The sequence below is a fragment of the Streptomyces sp. NBC_00094 genome (assembly GCF_026343125.1).
Lineage (GTDB): Bacteria > Actinomycetota > Actinomycetes > Streptomycetales > Streptomycetaceae > Streptomyces.
Genome location: NZ_JAPEMB010000001.1, coordinates 3,552,468 through 3,569,027, shown reverse-complemented (window position 1 = coordinate 3,569,027; position 16,560 = coordinate 3,552,468). Strand labels below are relative to the sequence as shown.

The following is a 16,560-nucleotide window of genomic DNA, read 5'->3' as shown; positions in this document are numbered from 1 at the left end:
TGGACAACCCCGGAGTCCGTGCTCACGTCTGGGAGAATGGCTCACGTAGGGCTGTACCGCAGCGAGGCCAGCCAGCAGACCCCCTCAGGAAGAAGGACGTACCGACCGTGGCTCAGAGCAGCACCGAGACCGACTGGGTCTCCCGTTTCGCGGACGAGGTCATCGCCGAGTCGGAGCGACGTGCGCCTGGCAAACCGGTCGTCGTCGCCTCCGGCCTCTCCCCGTCCGGCCCGATCCACCTGGGCAACCTCCGCGAGGTCATGACCCCGCACCTGGTCGCCGACGAGATCCGCCGTCGCGGGTACGAGGTCAGGCACCTCATCTCCTGGGACGACTACGACCGCTACCGCAAGGTGCCGAACGGCATCGAGGGCATCGACGCGTCCTGGGCCGAGCACATCGGCAAGCCGCTGACGTCCGTCCCGGCCCCCGCCGGCTCGCCCCACCCGAACTGGGCCGAGCACTTCAAGGCCGCCATGATCGAGTCGCTGGCCGAGCTGGGCGTCGAGTACGACCCGATCAGCCAGACCGAGCAGTACACGGCCGGTACCTACCGCGAGCAGATCCTGCACGCCATGAGGCACCGTGGCGACATCGACGCCATCCTCGACCAGTACCGGACGAAGAAGGCCCCGAAGAAGCAGTCGCAGAAGCCCCTCGACGAGGCCGAGCTGGAGGCCGAGGAGGGCTCCGGCGCGGCGGCCGAGGACGACGGCTCCGGCGGCGCGTCGGGCTACTTCCCGTACAAGCCCTACTGCGGGCAGTGCGAGAAGGACCTCACGACCGTCACGTCGTACGACGACGAGACGACCGAGCTGGCCTACACCTGCACGAACTGCGGCTTCGCCGAGACCGTGAAGCTCAGCGAGTTCAACCGCGGCAAGCTGGTGTGGAAGGTCGACTGGCCGATGCGCTGGGCCTTCGAGGGCGTCATCTTCGAGCCCTCCGGCGTCGACCACTCCTCGCCCGGCTCGTCCTTCGTCGTCGGCGGCCAGATCGTCCGCGAGATCTTCGACGGCGTGCAGCCCATCGGGCCCATGTACGCCTTCGTCGGCATCAGCGGCATGGCCAAGATGTCGTCCTCGCGCGGTGGCGTCCCGACCGCGGCCGACGCGCTGAAGATCATGGAAGCTCCGCTGCTGCGCTGGCTGTACGCGCGCCGCAAGCCGAACCAGTCCTTCAAGATCGCCTTCGACCAGGAGATCCAGCGGCTCTACGACGAGTGGGACAAGCTGGAGGCCAAGGTCGCCGACGGCTCCGTGCTGCCCGCCGACGCCGCCGCCCACGCCCGCGCTGCCCGTACGGCCGCCGGTGAGCTGCCCCGGACGCCGCGCCCGCTGCCGTACCGGACGCTCGCCTCGGTCATGGACATCACGGCCGGTCACGACGAGCAGACCCTGCGGATCCTGACCGAGCTCGATCCGGAGAACCCGGTCACCTCGCTCGACGAGGTCCGGCCGCGACTCGACCGCGCCGAGAACTGGATCACCAACCAGGTCCCGGCCGACCAGCGCACCATCGTCCGCGACGAGCCCGACACCGAGCTCCTCGGCTCCCTGGACGACGAGGGCCGCGAGTCGCTGCGCCTGCTCCTGGAGGGCCTGGACAGCCACTGGTCGCTCGACGGGCTCACCACGCTCGTCTACGGCGTCCCGAAGGTCATGGCCGGTCTCGACGCCGAGGCCAAGCCGACGCCCGAGCTGAAGCTCGCCCAGCGCGCCTTCTTCGCCCTGCTCTACAAGCTCCTCGTGAGCCGGGAGACCGGGCCGCGACTGCCCACGCTGCTTCTCGCCGTGGGCGCGGACCGGGTGCGGAAGCTGCTCGGCGCGTGAGCGTGTGACGTGAGGTCGTGAAAGGGCCGCCACCCGGATGCCGGGTGGCGGCCCTTTCCCGTGGTCCCAGGTCTGTCAGGCCGTGTCGAAGTCGGCCATCTCCTGCTGGATGCGGTGCTGGATCACCGGGGTCAGCTGGTGCAGCAGGTCGGTGTCGGGGAAGTCCGTGACGCCGTAGTGACCGGCCACCAGCTGCTGCAGCTCACCCTTGCCGGGGAACTGCTTGTGCTCGTGGACGTACGACCACGTGATCTTGTAGACGGTCTCCTCGAAGTTGTCGACCGGGAGCTCGGGCTGCTCCGGCTCCTCCACGTACTCCGGGTACGGCTCGAACGCCTCGGGGCCCTGCTCGTGGCGCGGGCCGGGGACGTCCTCCGGGCCGAGCGGCACGGCGACCGGAGTGGGGGCCAGACCGTCGACGTACTGCGGGTCGTACGCCGTCTCGATCGCCTCGGACGGGAGCTGCGGCGACTGGAACCACGGGCTGTCGTGGTTCGGGGCCTCCGCCTCGTCGGGCAGACCGTTCCGCGCGTCGGGGTGGCCCTGCGCGACCGGCTGTCCTTGGGGCTGCTGCAGGGGCTGCTGCGGCTGATGGGGGAGCTGGGGCTGCTGGGGCTGCTGGGGCTGCTGGGGCGCGTGCGGCAGCTGCTGGGGCTGGACCGGGTGCACCGTGTGGACCGGCTGCGGCTGGGGCGGGAGGAGGGCCGGCTCGATGCCGGCCGCCGCCAGGCCCGCCGCCGCGGTCTCCGCCAGCGGCACGCCGTAGCGGGCGAGACGCAGCGGCATCAGCGCCTCCACCGGTGCCTTGCGGCGCCAGTTTCGGCCGTAACGGGCCTGCAGCCGGGCCTGGTAGATCAGCCGCTCCTGCTCCAGCTTGATGACCTGCTCGTACGAGCGGAGCTCCCAGAGCTTCATCCGGCGCCACAGCCGGAACGTCGGCACCGGGGAGAGCAGCCAGCGGGTGAGCCGCACGCCCTCCATGTGCTTGTCGGCCGTGATGTCCGCGATCCGGCCCACCGCGTGGCGGGCGGCTTCCACGGACACGACGAACAGGATCGGGATCACGGCGTGCATGCCGACGCCCAGCGGGTCCGGCCAGGCCGCCGCGCCGTTGAAGGCGATGGTCGCCGCCGTCAGGACCCAGGCGGTCTGACGCAGCAGAGGGAACGGGATCCGGAGCCAGGTCAGCAGCAGGTCGAGCGCGAGCAGGACGCAGATGCCGGCGTCGATGCCGATCGGGAAGAAGTACGAGAAGGTGCCGAAGCCCTTGTCCACGGCGAGCTCGCGGACGGCGGCGTACGAACCCGCGAAACCGATGCCCGCGATGATCAGCGCACCGGCGATGACGAGGCCGATGAGTATCCGGTGTGTGCGTGTCAGCTGCATCGCGGCCACCCGCGATCCCCTCCCCGTCAAACGACATCTCGCGCGCACAGAGTGGCACATGCGTGCGGAGCCCGGCCCTCGGGGGAGGGACGGGCTCCGTACCGGAGTACCGGTCCGTGCTGGTTTGTGACTACTTGTTGGCTGCCGCGACGGCGGCCACGGCCTCCTTGGCCGCCTTCACCGCGCCGTCCATGACGGTCTTCTCCGACGGGGCGGCGGCGCCCGCGTAACCGGCTCCGTTGTACGAGAGCAGGACCAGCACGTTGCCCGTGCGCGCGACGACGGAGGCGTACCTGAAGTCCTCGTCCGTCTTGCGCAGGTCGTACGCGACGGCCTTCGCCTCGTCGCCGATGCCCACGGCCGTCGAGGTGCGGAGCTTCTTCGCGCCAGGGGTCTCCTGGATCTTGGCGAGCTCCTTCGTCAGGTTCTCCTGCGCGCGCTCCTGGCCGCTGCCGAGCGACACGTCGGACTCGTACCGGTAGAAGGAGACGTCGAGCCAGCGGTAGTGCGAGCCCTTCACGCCCTTGTCGACGAGGCCGTTCCACGAGCAGCCACCGCGGCTGGCGAGGTCGCTGGAGGCCGCCGGCGTGCCGTTCTTGCTCTTCGCCTTGGGCACCAGGGAGGCCGACGTCTTGGCGGAGATCGACTTGCAGGCCTCGGGCAGCTTCGTGAACTTCGCCGGCTCGACCGTCGGCGTCGGCGACGGCTTCGGGGCCGCGGAGGCCGACGCGGCGGCGTTGTCCTGGCTCCCCTTCTTGCCGGAGTCGCCGGAGTCCGAGGAGCAGCCGGCGACGACGAGCATCACCGGGACGGCTGCGCAGGCGAGTATGCGGGGGAGTCGCGAGGCTGATCGCTGCATGGTTCCTTCAGTCGCTTGTCGTACGGTCAGGCCGGCCGGTCGGCGGCCACGGCCATCGGGCGGCCACGGGTACGCCGACACGTTACGTGCTCACCCTCCGCTCACGGATCGGAGCCGAACGGCTACTCCTCCAGGCGTCCGGCGAGCAGCCGGGCCAGGTTTCGGGCCTTTTCCTGCAGCTTCGCGCTGTCGGGGGCCTCGGCGGGACCGGTGGTCTGCTCCCGGTAGGCGACGGTCACGATGACGTTGGATGTGCGGAACACCACGCTGACCGCGCGCTGACGGCCGTTCGCGCCGACGGTGTTCAGGGTGTCGTCGAGGTACGCGATGTCGCCGAGGCCGTCGAGGACGCGGGGTTCGAGGCCGGTGGAGGTGGCACCGGGAGGCGTGGGGCCGGTGGAGGGCGTGCCGGTGGTCGCGCCGGTGGCCTGGCCGGTGGTCGGAGTGCCGGAGGCCGGGGTGCCGACGGCGGTGGGGCCGGTGGCGAGGGTGGCGAGGGTGGGTGGGGTGTCGCCCGTCGGTGCGGTGGGGCTCGTGGGGCCTGTGGGGGCCGTGCCGCCGGTGGCGCCGCCGGGGGGCGTCGCGCTGCCGCCGACGGTTCCCGTCGCCGTGCCGGTGGGTGTGGGCGGGGCCGTGGGGGGCACGGGGATGCCCGCCGCGAGCTGCCGGCGGAGGTACACCTCCTGCGCCCGGGCGTCGTCGCTGACGGCGGGGTCGTACGACACCACCCGCTCGACGTCGAGGACGAGCCGGTGGGAGGTCTCCGGGGTGTCGGCCTTCCATGTGCAGCCGACGCGCCGGTCGGTGTCGTAGGTGACGGCGGCGGTGCCGCGGTACACCGTGGCGCGCTCGGCTTCGGGCAGCGCGGCGGCGCCCGGGAGCAGGTCCTTGAGCATGGCCTGCGGGACGGAGCCGCAGGGCTCGAAGAGGGTGCGGTAGCGGCCGGGGGGTGCGGCGGGGGTGACGGCGCCGGCCTTGGCGTCGACGGCGATGTCGTCGACCGGAGCGCCCGCCGAGCATCCTGTGAGGCCGAGCCCGAGGCCCAGTCCGAGGACGCTGGTGAGGACGGCGGCGGTACGTGCCGTGGACCCGGTGCGGCCGGGGGCGTACTTCTTTCGCTGCACGGTCCCAGGCTCCCTTCTCCCGAAGTCTTTCCCGAAAACTGTTTGCCGCGCGAACCCGGCCGGTGGACACAATGTCTATCGCACACGCAGCTGTTGATGCCGGTCCGTTGTCACCTGTACGGGCTTTGGTTCCGGTTTTTGCGTTATCAGACTTCTCGGGGGAATTGAGGAAGTATGTCGTACGTAGAGGTACCGGGGGCGAAGGTTCCCATCCGTCTGTGGACCGATCCTTCCACGGTGGACGCCGGCGCGATGCAGCAGCTGCGCAACACGGCGACGCTGCCGTGGATCAAGGGCCTGGCCGTGATGCCGGACGTGCACTACGGCAAGGGCGCGACGGTCGGTTCGGTGATCGCGATGCAGGGGGCGGTCTGTCCGGCGGCGGTCGGGGTGGACATCGGCTGCGGGATGTCGGCGGTCAAGTCCTCGCTGACGGCGAACGACCTGCCGGGTGACCTGTCACGACTGCGGTCGAAGATCGAGCAGGCGATTCCGGTGGGGCGGGGACTGCATCGGGACGCGGTGGACCCGGGGCGGCTGTACCAGTTCCCGACGGCGGGGTGGGGGGACTTCTGGTCGCGGTTCGACGGGATCACGGAATCCGTCAAGTTCCGTCGAGGGCGGGCGGAGCAGCAGATGGGGACACTGGGTGGAGGGAATCATTATGCTGAGGTCTGCATAGATATGCAGGGTGGGGTGTGGCTCGTTCTTCACTCCGGGTCGCGCAACATCGGCAAGGAGCTTGCCGAGTACCACATTGGCGAGGCGCAGAAGCTGCCGCACAATCAGGGCTTGGTGGATAGGGATCTTGCGGTATTCGTCGCCGACACCCCGCAGATGGCTGCCTATCGGAACGACCTCCACTGGGCTCAGGAGTACGCGAAGTACAACCGGGCCGTGATGATGGCGCTCTTCCAGGAAGTGCTCCGCCGGGAGTTCCGGAAGGCGAAGGTGGCCTTCGATCCGGTGATCTCCTGCCATCACAACTACGTGGCGGAGGAGCGGTACGAGGGAGTGGACCTACTGGTCACGCGGAAGGGTGCGATCCGGGCCGGATCTGGGGAGTTCGGGATCATCCCCGGTTCCATGGGTACCAGCTCGTTCATCGTGAAGGGGCTCGGCAGCGAGGCGGCTTTCAACTCGGCCTCGCATGGAGCGGGTCGGCGGATGAGCCGGAGCGAGGCGAAGCGGCGCTTCTCGACGCGGGATCTGGAGGAGCAGACGCGGGGCGTGGAGTGCCGTAAGGACTCAGGTGTCGTGGACGAGATCCCGGGTGCGTACAAGCCGATCGAGCGGGTGATGGAGCAGCAACGGGACCTGGTCGAGGTGGTCGCGCAGCTGAAGCAGGTCGTCTGCGTGAAGGGCTGAGGGTGGAACCGGAACGGGGTGCCGCGTCAGCGGCACCCCGTCATCGGTCCTCGTGGAGGGTTACCGGGTGGGCGACGGTGTCTGACCGGTGCGAAGCCGCCACAAGCGCATGTGGCAGCTCTGCTCGGTTCGGTCGAGCGTGATGGCTGCGGCGGCGGGGTCGTTGAGCCGCAGGAGTTCGCGGTCGTCCGTCTCGGTCCAGCGCCGACGGGGTGGTGCGATCCTCATGTCTGCTGGACGCACCCAGGTCTGGATCGCGGCGGCGTTGGCCTTCTTGTGGTCCAGGCCGAGGCAGTCGGGGTAGTAGAGGTGCTCGGCGAGCTGCTGCGCCTGCTCTTTGTAGTACGTGATGACGTAGACCTGGTCACGGGTGTTGCGGCGGGCGATGCGCTCGGTGCCCGTGATCTTCTTCGTGTAGTGGCACAGGTACGCAGCCAGGGCTGTGCTGGCCGACGTGAACGAGAGGAACGGGATGCCCTCCGTGGTCCAGCCGAGCGACCCGTCGGCGTCGATGCAGCCGCGGAGGTAGTCCGGTCGGGAGAACTCGAGGCGGGGTGGCCGGATGATCCGTGACTTCTTGCCGTAGGGGATTCCGAGCTCGTTGACGATGGTCCTGGCCTCGAGTGCACACAGGGACCATGTGGCCGAGTGGTACTGCTCGGCGAACTTGGTGGTGCGGACTCGCTCCGTGACGGAGCTGTAGTACGGGGTCGAGGGCCGTTCTGTATGGAGTTGTCTTCGACGTTAGGTCGGGTCTTCGGTTGTTGTCCGGGGGATCGAGGTTGTTCACCCGGACGTGCCGTGGGTCGTCCTACAGCTCGCGGTGGACCTTCGTGTTGGAGGCCTGGGCGCGGGGGCGGACGACCAGGAGGTCGATGTTGACGTGCGGGGGGCGGGTGCAGGCCCAGGTGACCGTGTCGGCCACGTCGTCCGCCGTGAGGGGTTCGGCCACGCCCGCGTAGACCTTGGCCGCCTTGTCGGTGTCGCCGCGGAAGCGGGTGGTGGCGAACTCGTCCGTCTTCACCATGCCGGGGGCGATCTCGATGACGCGGACCGGGGTGCCGACGATCTCCAGGCGGAGGGTCTCGGCGAGGACGCGGGTGCCGTTCTTGGCGGCGACGTAGCCGGCGCCGCCCTCGTAGGTGGAGTGGCCCGCGGTGGAGGAGATGACGACGACCGTGCCGTCGCCGCTCGCGGTGAGGGCCGGGAGCAGGGCCTGGGTCATGTGGAGGGTGCCGAGGACGTTGACCTCGTACATCCGACGCCAGTCCTCGGGGTCACCGGTGGCGACGGAGTCGGCGCCGAGGGCTCCGCCGGCGTTGTTGACCAGGACCGCGAGGGCGCGGAACGCGGTGGCGAACTCGTCGACCGCGGCGCGGTCGGTGACGTCGAGGGCGTAGGCGGTGGCCTGGTGGCCGGCCTCGGTGATCTCGGCGGCGAGGGCCTCGATGCGGTCCTTGCGGCGGGCGGTGAGCACCACGCGGTAACCGGCGGCGGCGAGCTGCCTGGCCGTGGCGGCGCCGATTCCGCCGCTCGCTCCGGTGATGACGGCGATGGGGGTACCGGGGGCGGTCATGACGTGCTCCTCGCGCAGGTGGTCGATGACGTGGATCGCCCGGTCAGGATAGGTGGGGACGTGGATCAGCGGCCGCGTGGGGCGTACATGATCACGGCCATGCCGACGAGGCAGACGAGTGCGCCGGTGACGTCCCAGCGGTCGGGGCGGTAGCCGTCGGCCACCATGCCCCAGGCGAGCGACCCCGCGACGAACACTCCGCCGTACGCGGCGAGGATGCGGCCGAACTCGGCGTCGGGCTGGAGGGTGGCGACGAAGCCGTAGATCCCGAGGGCGAGGACGCCGGCGCCGATCCAGGCCCAGCCGCGGTGCTCCCGTACGCCTTGCCAGACGAGCCAGGCGCCGCCGATCTCGAAGAGGGCCGCGACGAGGAAGAGGGCGGCGGAGCGGGCGATGAGCATGGGGGCAGGGTGTCATGGGCGTCTGGGGACACGCTGACTGACGGGGTGTCAGGGTTCTGGCTGGATTATGGGTATTTTAGGCTTATGCGTGGAATCGTGAAGTCTGTGCTCGGGGTCGTGCTCGCGGCCTCGGCAGTGGTGGGCGCGGGCGCCGGGGTGAGTGCCGGTGCGGTGTGGCCCGGGTCCGGTGCCGAGACGGATCTCGCTCATCACGGTCATGTCTCCCTGTGGGACGGTCGGGTCGGCGTCTGGCTCGTCAGCGAGAACCACGGGCCCTCCGATCTCTCCCAGGCGACGGTCCGGCTCGCCTTCTCCGAGCCGATGGCGGGGGGCCATGAGCTGCCGGCCGCCTGTCTGTGGAGCAGCGACCGTGTGGTGTCCTGCCGGACGGGCGAGCTCCGGGCCGCGGGGGCCGTCGGTGAGCTGGCGCTCGATCTGCGGACCGCGGGCCTTCCGGACGAGCTGACGGTGGAGATCACCACCGCCTGGCGGGACGGGGCGGCCGACCGGAACCCGAGGAACGACCGGCACCGTGTGCTGGTGCTCGCCACGGGTGACCCGTACGTCTTCTGACCGGTCGCCCGGTGTCTGGTCCGTACAATTTCTGCATGCCGCAGAAGAGTTCCGCCCGGCGCGATGCGCTCATGACCGAGCTGTACGGGGAAGCCCGCCGTTACATGGCCTCCTACGCCTTGTTCAACCAGGCCGTCGCCGACCATCTGCGGCTCCACCCGACCGATGTGCAGTGCCTGAACCTGCTCAGCCTGGAGGAGGGGCCGGTGACCACCGGGCGGGTGGCCGAGCTGACCGGGCTCACCACGGGCTCGGCGACCCGGCTCGTCGACCGGCTGGAGCGGGCCGGGTACGTGACGCGTGAGCGGGACACCGAGGACCGGCGCCGTGTCCTGGTGGCGCTCGTGCCCGAGCGGCTGGCCGAGCTCGCCACTCTGTGGCGGAAGCTCAACGGGACCTGGGGCACGATGTTCGACGTCTACAGCGATGCCGAGGTCGCCCTGCTCATCGCCCACATGCGGCGCACGGTCGAGGTCAGCGCCGCTCAGGTCGAGCGCTTGCGCGGCGGCGAGCTCGGCTGACCCGACCGGCCTCCTAGCGGGCCGCCGCGTCGCCGAACTCGCGGACCGCGTCGGAGACGATCGCCTCCAGGCGGGCGTGGTGGGCGCCGCGCCAGTAGACCCGGCCGCACTCCACACACTCCGCGAACACGTCGTACGACTTCTCCGTGCCGTGCTCCAGCCGCTCGCGGACCGCGTCCTTGTCGGCGCCGGAGAGCCGCCCGTTGCACGCCGTGCAGCGGGTCCAGGGCGCGAGCTGCGGCGCGAACCGCTCCAGTACGTCACGGAGCTGGTCGTCCGGCCGGTCGCTGTACACGTAGGCGCCCGCCCACAGCTCACGGCGGCGCAGCAGGCCACGGTCGCGCGTGAGCATGACCCGCCGCTCCCGCGCGGAGAGCGTGGCCAGCGCGGGGTCGCCGATGTCCTGGCTCTCGTACGCCGCGTCCACGCCGAGCAGCCGCAGTCGCCGCGCCAGGGTGCCGAGGTGGACGTCGAGCAGGAACCGGAGCGGGGCGCCGGGCACCGACTGCGGGCGGGCGACCCCCTCCACCTCGACCGTCTCGCCCGCGACCGGCACGTGCGAGGGGTCCACGGGCCTGCCGTCCACGAGCAGTCGCCCGGTCTCGGTGAGCGGCACGCCGAGCGACTCCACGACATGTCCCAGCGAGGAGGCTCCGTCGGTGGCCACGGGGGTGTGTCCCGAGCGACGCTCCGCCGAGACGAAGACCCGCAGGTCGGGGACGAATCTGATCTGGATCTCCGGTCCGTTCACGGGGACAGGATGGCACCGGGGCGGGAGGGGTCGCCAGGGGATTCGGCCCGGGCGCCGCGGCTGGGCGCCCGCTGGGCCCCCGCTGGGGCCGCGGCTGGGGCCGGGGTCGGGGCGAGCCGGGTCGGGGTGGGCCGGGTTCGGGACGGTCGGGTTCCGTCAGGGGCGGAAGGCGGCGGTGTGGTCGGCGGCCCAGGTGGCGAAGGTGCGGGGCGCGTGACCCGTCAGCTCCTCGACGGTGCCGGTCAGGGGCGTCGGCCGGCCGTCGTGCGAGGCCCAGTAGGAGAGCAGGGCGTCCGCGTAGGTCTCCGGCATGAAGTCGGTGACCGACTCCTTCCACTCCTCGGGGGTGGGCACGGTGTACGGCGCGGGCCGGCCCGTCACCTCGGCCAGGATCGCGAGCTGCTCGGTGAAGTCCAGCGATTCGGGGCCCGTCAGTACGTACGAGGAGCCGCGCAGTCGGGGTTCGGTGAGCACGGCGAAGGCGGCCTCGGCGACATCGCGCTCATGGATCGGATCCCCGTACGCGTGCGGATACGGGAGGGCCGGCGGGCGCCCGGCCCGGAGCGCCCACGCCCACTGCAGGGCGTTGGTGGCGAAGGCGCCCGGCCGGAGGTGGGTGGCCTCGAAGGCTCCGGTGTCCGCGGTGGCGGACAGGGCGCGCTCGGCCGCGAGGTGGGAGGCGGCGATCGCGTTCACCTCGGCGTCCGGCGCGAGGACGGAGCTGGAGGAGAGGAGGGTGACGTGCTCGACCCCGGCGGCACGGGCCCGGCCGGCGAAGGCGCCGGCGTGGGTGGCCTCGGCGTAGAGGAAGACGGCGTCGACGCCGTCCAGGGCGGCGTCGAAGGTGGCCGGATCGGCGAGGTCGCAGCGCACGGTGTCGACGCCTGCGGGTGGGGAGAGGTCGGCGGGGTTCTTGGAGGCGGCCCTGGCCTTGACGCCCGCGTCGGCGAGGAGGCCGAGCAGGGTGGAGGCGACGCGGCCGCGGCTGCCGGTGACGAGAACGGTCATGAGGTGTCCTTCCGGAGAGGGCGAGATATCCGCTGCAGAGAGAAGAATCTGCGTTACGCAGATAAATATCCGTGGTGGTGCCTTGTCCGTCAACCCTGAAAAAACCTGGGGTACCGTCCCGGCATGAAGATCATCGACCTCGAACCCGGCGACCCGCGGCTGGAGAGCGACCTCCTGCCGGTCCTCTCCGAACTCCGTCCCCACCTCACGCCGGAGCTCTTCCGCGAGGTGTACGAGTCCGGGCACCCGCAGGGGCTGCGATTCAGCGCCGCCTACGCGGACGCCGGCCGCTGCGTCGGCGCGGCCGGCTGGCGGATCGTGAACAACACCAGCTCCCTGCGCAAGCTCTACGTCGACGACCTGGTGACCGCCGCCGACGACCGCTCCACCGGTGTCGGCCACGCGCTCGTCGCCCACCTGGAGGGCCACGCCCGCGCGGCCGGCTGCCACGAGCTCAACCTCGACTCCGGCACCCACCGCACCGGAGCCCACCGCTTCTACCTGCGCGAACGCTTCGACATCGTGGCCTTCCACTTCACCCGGCCGATCGCCACGACGGAGGACGCCTCCTAGGGGGTGTCGCCGGACCGCAGGCCGGACCGCAGGTCGGACCGCAGGTCGAGGCGCCAGTCGTTGCAGCGCATCGGGTGCCCCGGCGGGTACTCGAAGTCCCGCTCCCCGCGCAGCTCGAAGCCCGCCTTGCGGCACACCGCGTTCGACGCGGCGTTGTCCGCCGACGGGAACGCGTGCAGATGGCGGCGGAGGCCCGCGGCCCCGGCCTCCGCGACCACCGCGCGCGTGGCGGCCGTCGCGATGCCCCGTCCCTGGAAGCCCGGCAGCACGGTCCACCCCGTCTCGTACACCGGCTCGCCGTCCCAGGTCTGCGCCCAGAAGCCGATGCTGCCCACCACGGCCTCCTCGGGCAGCAGCCGGATCCGGAACATCCGGCCCGCGCCCGTGGTGTCGGCGCTCAGCGCCACGTATCTCCCGTGGCGGCCGACGAGCTGCTCCTCGCTCTCCGGGCCGCCGAGGTGGGCCATCAGCTCCGGTGCGTTCAGCGCGCGCAGCAGCTCCGCGTCCTCTTCGGACCAGGGTTCGAGCCGTACGGGAGAGGGGGCGTCGTCCATGCTCCGTACGGTAGGCCAGGGCACCGACAATCCGGGGGCGTACGGGGGCGGCGCCGGTGCCGGTTCAGCGCAGGCGGCCCGGTGAGCCCAGGGAGAGGCGGGAGACGACCTGGCCGAAGGCGTGCTCCTCCGCGGGGGTCAGCGGCACCGACTCCTGCGGGTGCCAGACGCGCTCCAGCGGTGTGGCCGCCCGCTCGCGGCGGTCGCGGGCGCGGGCCCGCAGGCTCAGCGTCAGCCACACCACCGTCGAGGCGGCGAGCAGGCCGAAGAGCGTGATCACACGAGGGTCCGAGAACTGGCCGGGCAAGGACATTGCTCACTCCAGGACGTGAGGGCCGTCCGTACGCGCCGCGCCCCGGCAGGTGGCGCGCGTGAACGGAGGCGCGGTGATTCCTACTGCTTCCTCCCGACCTGTTCAGTTAACACCACCGCGGGGGACTTTCGGCAGGGGGTCCGGGACCAAAGTCCCGAGCGGGTGCCAGGGGTTGTCCACAGGCGGCCGGAGGCCCTCTTGTGCGGGCCGGGGAACCGTTCCAAGGTGGCGGGGGAGGCAGTCTCGGCCGGGGAGGGAGCAGCCGCATGTCGGAAGCGCGGGCATGGGGATTCACGGATGACAGGGGTGCGGAGCTGGGCGCGGCCCGCGTGCCGGAGCGTGTCGTCGCGTACATACGGGCCGGGGCGGCGCTGCTCGACCTGGGGGTGACACCGGTCGCCGTCTACGGCTCCGGGCACGACGGCCCGGTGTCCGATCCGGCCAAGGCGGGTGGCCTGGACGCGGCCGGGGTCCCGTACCTCGGTCCGGGCCGGGTCCTGGACGAGACGCTCCTGAGGGAGCTGCGTCCCGACGTGATCGTCGACGTCACGTACGACGGGAAGAGCCCGTACGCGCTGGACGAGGCGGTCGCCGAGCGGCTCGGGGTGCCGCTCGTCGCGCTCTCCGTCGGCAACGAGCTCACGCTTCCGGCGATCCTCGACCGCTTCGGCGAGCTGAGCGCCTCGCTCCGGGCCGGGACGGCGATGACGGCGGATCGGGCGGACCTGACGGACCTGGGGGATCGGGTGGATCGGACGGACCTGGCGGACCTGGGGGAGGCCGAGGCCGTTCTCCGGGGTGTCGCCGGGCGGACCGGGCTCGCCGTGCTCGCGCTCTCCGGGGCCGGCCCCGACCAGGTCCATCTGGCCCGGCCGCAGGCCTGGCCCGAGCTGGCGCGGCTCGCGGAGCTCGGCGTCCGGCTGCTCGACCCCGGCCCGGGGCCCGGTGCCAACTGGCTCACCGCGGACTGGGGTCGCGTCGCCGAGCTCCGCCCCGATCTGATCCTCTTCGACAACCGGTTCCACGCGGTCCCGCCGTACGAGACCCCGCCCGGCACCCGGCTCACCCCGTGGAACCCCGAGGCCCCGCCCAGCCCCGCCGCGTACGCGCGGTTCTTCCGCGACCTCGCGGAGTCGCTGGCCGCCTGAGGTCCCGGGCCCGGCTCAGACCGGGGTCGTGGTCAGGCGTGAGCGGAGGGACGTGGCGAACTCCTCCGCGCGGGCCAGCTGGGTCCGTAGTTCGGCGACCCGCTCCGCCGCCGCCTGTTCGTAGCGGCGGACGCGGGTCACGAGCACCGAGCGGTCCTCCGGGGTGAGCTCCGTCTCCGTGCCGGGGTGGTCGGCGGTGAGCCGGTCCACGGCCATGAGCAGCTCGCGGGTCTCGTCGAGGGTGAAGCCGAGCGGCTTCATCCGGCGGATCACCATCAGCCGGGACACGTCCGCGTCCGTGTAGAGGGGGAAACCGCCCGGCGAGGCCGCGGACGGCACCACGAGGCCACTGTCCTCGTACTGGCGGATCGTGCGCAGGGACAGTTCCGTCCGTGCGGCGACCTCGCCGATCTGCATGGGCTCGCCGGCCATGCGTACTCCGCTTCGTACTCCGCTCACGCGTGACGTCCTTCCTCGTACGGGGCTCCCGCAGGGCGCGGCTTCCGGGCATGACATCCCATTCGTCCTAACTTCAGCACTTATGAGAGCTGGAAGTGCGGCGAAACGCCTGCTCGTAGGACGTCCGTTGGACAGCGGACGGCTCGGTGAGACCCTGCTGCCGAAGCGGCTCGCGCTGCCGATCTTCTGCAGCGACCCGCTCTCCTCCGTCGCCTACGCCACCGAGGAGATCCTGCTGATCCTCGCCCTCGGTGGCCTCGCCGTGCTCCATCTGGCCTGGTACGCGGCGGTCGGCATCGTCGTCCTGCTCCTGGTCGTCGTCGCCTCCTACCGGCAGACCTGTTACGCCTACCCGGGCGGTGGCGGGGCCTACGTCGTCTCCGCCGAGAACCTCGGGCAGACCGCGGCGCTCACCGCCGCATCCGCCCTGCTGATCGACTACGTGATGACCGTCGCCGTCTCCGTCGTCTCCGGAGTCGCCGCGATCACCTCGGCCGTTCCCTCGCTCGACGGGCACGCCGTGGCCATGTCGGTGGGCTTCGTGGCGGTGCTGGCCTGGCTGAACCTGCGCGGGGTGCGCGAGTCGGGGCGCTGGTTCGCCCTCCCCACCTACGCCTTCATCGCCGTCATCTACGTGATGTTCGCGGTGGCCGCCGTGCGGATGGCGACCGGGGACACGATCCGCGCCGAGTCCGCCGACCTGCCCGTCAACGCGGTCTCGACCTACTCCGGTCTGGCACTCGTCCTCCTCGCCCTGCGCGCCTTCGCCTCCGGCTGCACCGCGCTGACCGGCGTCGAGGCCGTCAGCAACGGCGTCCCGGCCTTCGCCAAGCCGAAGAGCCGCAACGCGGCCATGACGCTCGCGATCATGGGCGGGCTCTCGGTGACCATGTTCTTCGGGATCACCGTGCTCGCCATGGTCTACGAGGTCCATGTCGCCGAGGACCCCACCGAGCTCGGGCTCGCCCCCGGCACCCCGATGTCCACGGCGCTCGCCCAGATCGGCCGGGCGACCTTCGGCGACTGGCACGTCCTCTTCTACGCGCTCCAGGCCGTCACCGCGGGGGTCCTGATCCTGGCGGCCAACACCGCCTTCAACGGCTTCCCGATGCTCGCCTCGGTCCTCGGCCGCGACCGCTACGCGCCCCGCCAGCTCTTCCACCGCGGGGACCGGCTCGTCCACTCCAACGGCATCGTCCTCCTCGCGCTCGCCGCGATGGCGCTCATCGTCGCCTTCGACGCGCAGCTGACCCGGCTGATCCAGCTCTACATCATCGGCGTCTTCGTCTCCTTCACCCTTTCCCAGGCCGGGATGGTCAAGCACTGGCGGCGAGAACTCGCCACGCCGGCCGGTGCGGCCGACCGTCGCGGGATTCTGCGCCGCCTCGCGATCAACGCCTTCGGCGCCTGTCTGACGGCCGTCGTCCTCGTCATCGTCCTGATCACCAAGTTCACGCACGGCGCCTGGCTCGTCGTGATCGCGATGCCGGTGCTCTTCGCCGGGATGAAGGGGGTACGGCGCCACTACGACGCCGTCGCCGCCGAGGTCGCCGTCGGCCCGGGCGAGCGGCCCCACGCCCTCGCCGAGAACCACGTCCTCGTCCTGGTGGCCTCGGTGAACGCGCCGAGCCTGCGCGCGCTGTCGTACGCGAAGACCCTGCGGCCCGCCTCCCTCACGGCCGTCACCGTCGCCGAGGACCCGGCGGAGGCGGAGGTCCTCCGCGCGACCTGGGAGGCCCACGGCATCGACGTACCGCTGCGGGTGCTCAGCTCCCCGTACCGCTCGCTCGTCCAGCCGGTCCTGCGGCACGTCCGGGAGGCGCCGGAGCGGACGCCGGACTCGGTGGTGTCGGTGGTCATCCCCGAGTACGTGGTGGGGCACTGGTGGGAGCAGCCGCTGCACAACCAGAGCGCCCTGCGTCTCAAGACCCGTCTGCTGTTCATGAAGAACGTCGTGGTCATCGACGTCCCGTACCGGCTCGCCTCCGCCCGCGAGCTCGCCGAGCAGCAGAGGCAGCAGCGGGAACAGCGGGAGCAGATCAAGTAGATCAAGTAGATCAAGTAGAGCGATCGGAGCGAGAAGGAGCAGCAGCGCGAGAAGCGGCAGGAGGGCG

Annotated in this window: 18 protein-coding genes; 7 read left to right on the top strand and 11 right to left on the bottom strand. The window is 71.2% G+C overall.

The features are described 5' to 3' along the window. The first annotated feature begins 107 nt into the window (after positions 1-107). A complete protein-coding gene (gene lysS / locus OG580_RS15470) occupies positions 108-1,832 on the top strand; it encodes a lysine--tRNA ligase (RefSeq protein ID WP_267044257.1) in 1,725 nt (574 codons plus the stop codon). Between the two features lie 75 nt (positions 1,833-1,907). Here the strand turns inward: lysS and OG580_RS15465 are convergent, their stop codons facing one another. The 3 genes from OG580_RS15465 to OG580_RS15455 all read right to left on the bottom strand — a co-directional run bounded on the left by OG580_RS15465 (position 1,908) and on the right by OG580_RS15455 (position 5,201). Beyond that, positions 1,908-3,227, bottom strand: coding sequence for a DUF2637 domain-containing protein (locus OG580_RS15465; protein WP_267044256.1), 1,320 nt, complete (start codon positions 3,225-3,227; stop codon positions 1,908-1,910). A gap of 121 nt (positions 3,228-3,348) precedes the next feature. After that, complete coding sequence (locus OG580_RS15460; protein ID WP_267044255.1) at positions 3,349-4,077, bottom strand: DUF3558 domain-containing protein; 729 nt, start codon at positions 4,075-4,077, stop codon at positions 3,349-3,351. A 122-nt stretch (positions 4,078-4,199) separates the two neighbouring features. Beyond that, positions 4,200-5,201, bottom strand: coding sequence for a DUF3558 domain-containing protein (locus tag OG580_RS15455; protein WP_267044254.1), 1,002 nt, complete (start codon positions 5,199-5,201; stop codon positions 4,200-4,202). Between the two features lie 174 nt (positions 5,202-5,375). On the opposite strand from OG580_RS15455, the gene OG580_RS15450 reads away from it, so the two are divergent. Further along, complete coding sequence (locus OG580_RS15450) at positions 5,376-6,569, top strand: RtcB family protein (RefSeq protein ID WP_267044253.1); 1,194 nt, start codon at positions 5,376-5,378, stop codon at positions 6,567-6,569. 60 nt (positions 6,570-6,629) lie between these two features. On the opposite strand, the gene OG580_RS15445 is transcribed toward OG580_RS15450, so the two are convergent. The 3 genes from OG580_RS15445 to OG580_RS15435 all read right to left on the bottom strand — a co-directional run bounded on the left by OG580_RS15445 (position 6,630) and on the right by OG580_RS15435 (position 8,546). Beyond that, positions 6,630-7,043 carry a hypothetical protein gene (locus OG580_RS15445; RefSeq protein ID WP_267048019.1) on the bottom strand — a complete coding sequence of 138 codons (414 nt, stop codon included), beginning with the start codon at positions 7,041-7,043 and terminating at the stop codon, positions 6,630-6,632. A 337-nt stretch (positions 7,044-7,380) separates the two neighbouring features. Beyond that, on the bottom strand, positions 7,381-8,145 hold the full coding sequence (locus tag OG580_RS15440) for an SDR family NAD(P)-dependent oxidoreductase (RefSeq protein ID WP_267044252.1): 765 nt from the start codon (positions 8,143-8,145) through the stop codon (positions 7,381-7,383). Positions 8,146-8,210: 65 nt separating this feature from the next. Next, the gene (locus OG580_RS15435) at positions 8,211-8,546 is read right to left on the bottom strand and encodes a YnfA family protein (RefSeq protein ID WP_267044251.1); all 336 of its coding nucleotides are present in this window, start codon (positions 8,544-8,546) and stop codon (positions 8,211-8,213) included. A gap of 96 nt (positions 8,547-8,642) precedes the next feature. On the opposite strand from OG580_RS15435, the gene OG580_RS15430 reads away from it, so the two are divergent. Both OG580_RS15430 and OG580_RS15425 read left to right on the top strand, forming a co-directional pair. Next, complete coding sequence (locus OG580_RS15430; RefSeq protein WP_267044250.1) at positions 8,643-9,119, top strand: hypothetical protein; 477 nt, start codon at positions 8,643-8,645, stop codon at positions 9,117-9,119. 35 nt (positions 9,120-9,154) lie between these two features. Continuing rightward, positions 9,155-9,640 (top strand): MarR family winged helix-turn-helix transcriptional regulator, encoded by a 486-nt coding sequence (locus OG580_RS15425; RefSeq protein ID WP_267044249.1) that lies wholly within the window; start codon positions 9,155-9,157, stop codon positions 9,638-9,640. A gap of 13 nt (positions 9,641-9,653) precedes the next feature. Here OG580_RS15425 and OG580_RS15420 read toward each other — a convergent pair whose 3' ends face one another. Beyond that, positions 9,654-10,391, bottom strand: coding sequence for a Mut7-C RNAse domain-containing protein (locus OG580_RS15420; RefSeq protein WP_267044248.1), 738 nt, complete (start codon positions 10,389-10,391; stop codon positions 9,654-9,656). A gap of 156 nt (positions 10,392-10,547) precedes the next feature. Further along, positions 10,548-11,399, bottom strand: coding sequence for an NAD(P)H-binding protein (locus OG580_RS15415; protein ID WP_267044247.1), 852 nt, complete (start codon positions 11,397-11,399; stop codon positions 10,548-10,550). 123 nt (positions 11,400-11,522) lie between these two features. On the opposite strand from OG580_RS15415, the gene OG580_RS15410 reads away from it, so the two are divergent. Beyond that, positions 11,523-11,972 carry a GNAT family N-acetyltransferase gene (locus OG580_RS15410; protein WP_267044246.1) on the top strand — a complete coding sequence of 150 codons (450 nt, stop codon included), beginning with the start codon at positions 11,523-11,525 and terminating at the stop codon, positions 11,970-11,972. On the opposite strand, the gene OG580_RS15405 is transcribed toward OG580_RS15410, so the two are convergent. Together OG580_RS15405 and OG580_RS15400 are read right to left on the bottom strand one after the other, a co-directional pair. Continuing rightward, the gene (locus OG580_RS15405) at positions 11,969-12,526 is read right to left on the bottom strand and encodes a GNAT family N-acetyltransferase (RefSeq protein WP_267044245.1); all 558 of its coding nucleotides are present in this window, start codon (positions 12,524-12,526) and stop codon (positions 11,969-11,971) included. The genes OG580_RS15410 and OG580_RS15405 overlap by 4 nt on opposite strands. Positions 12,527-12,590: 64 nt before the next feature. Beyond that, a complete protein-coding gene (locus OG580_RS15400) occupies positions 12,591-12,839 on the bottom strand; it encodes a hypothetical protein (protein ID WP_267044244.1) in 249 nt (82 codons plus the stop codon). A gap of 266 nt (positions 12,840-13,105) precedes the next feature. Between OG580_RS15400 and OG580_RS15395 the strand changes: the two genes are divergently transcribed. Next, positions 13,106-13,987, top strand: a complete 882-nt coding sequence (locus OG580_RS15395; RefSeq protein WP_267044243.1) for an ABC transporter substrate-binding protein — start codon at positions 13,106-13,108, stop codon at positions 13,985-13,987. Positions 13,988-14,002: 15 nt separating this feature from the next. Here the strand turns inward: OG580_RS15395 and OG580_RS15390 are convergent, their stop codons facing one another. Continuing rightward, positions 14,003-14,419: a MerR family transcriptional regulator gene (locus OG580_RS15390; protein ID WP_267048018.1), complete on the bottom strand. Its 417-nt coding sequence runs from the start codon at positions 14,417-14,419 to the stop codon at positions 14,003-14,005. 109 nt (positions 14,420-14,528) lie between these two features. On the opposite strand from OG580_RS15390, the gene OG580_RS15385 reads away from it, so the two are divergent. After that, positions 14,529-16,493, top strand: coding sequence for an APC family permease (locus tag OG580_RS15385; RefSeq protein WP_267044242.1), 1,965 nt, complete (start codon positions 14,529-14,531; stop codon positions 16,491-16,493). The last annotated feature ends 67 nt before the right edge of the window (positions 16,494-16,560 follow it).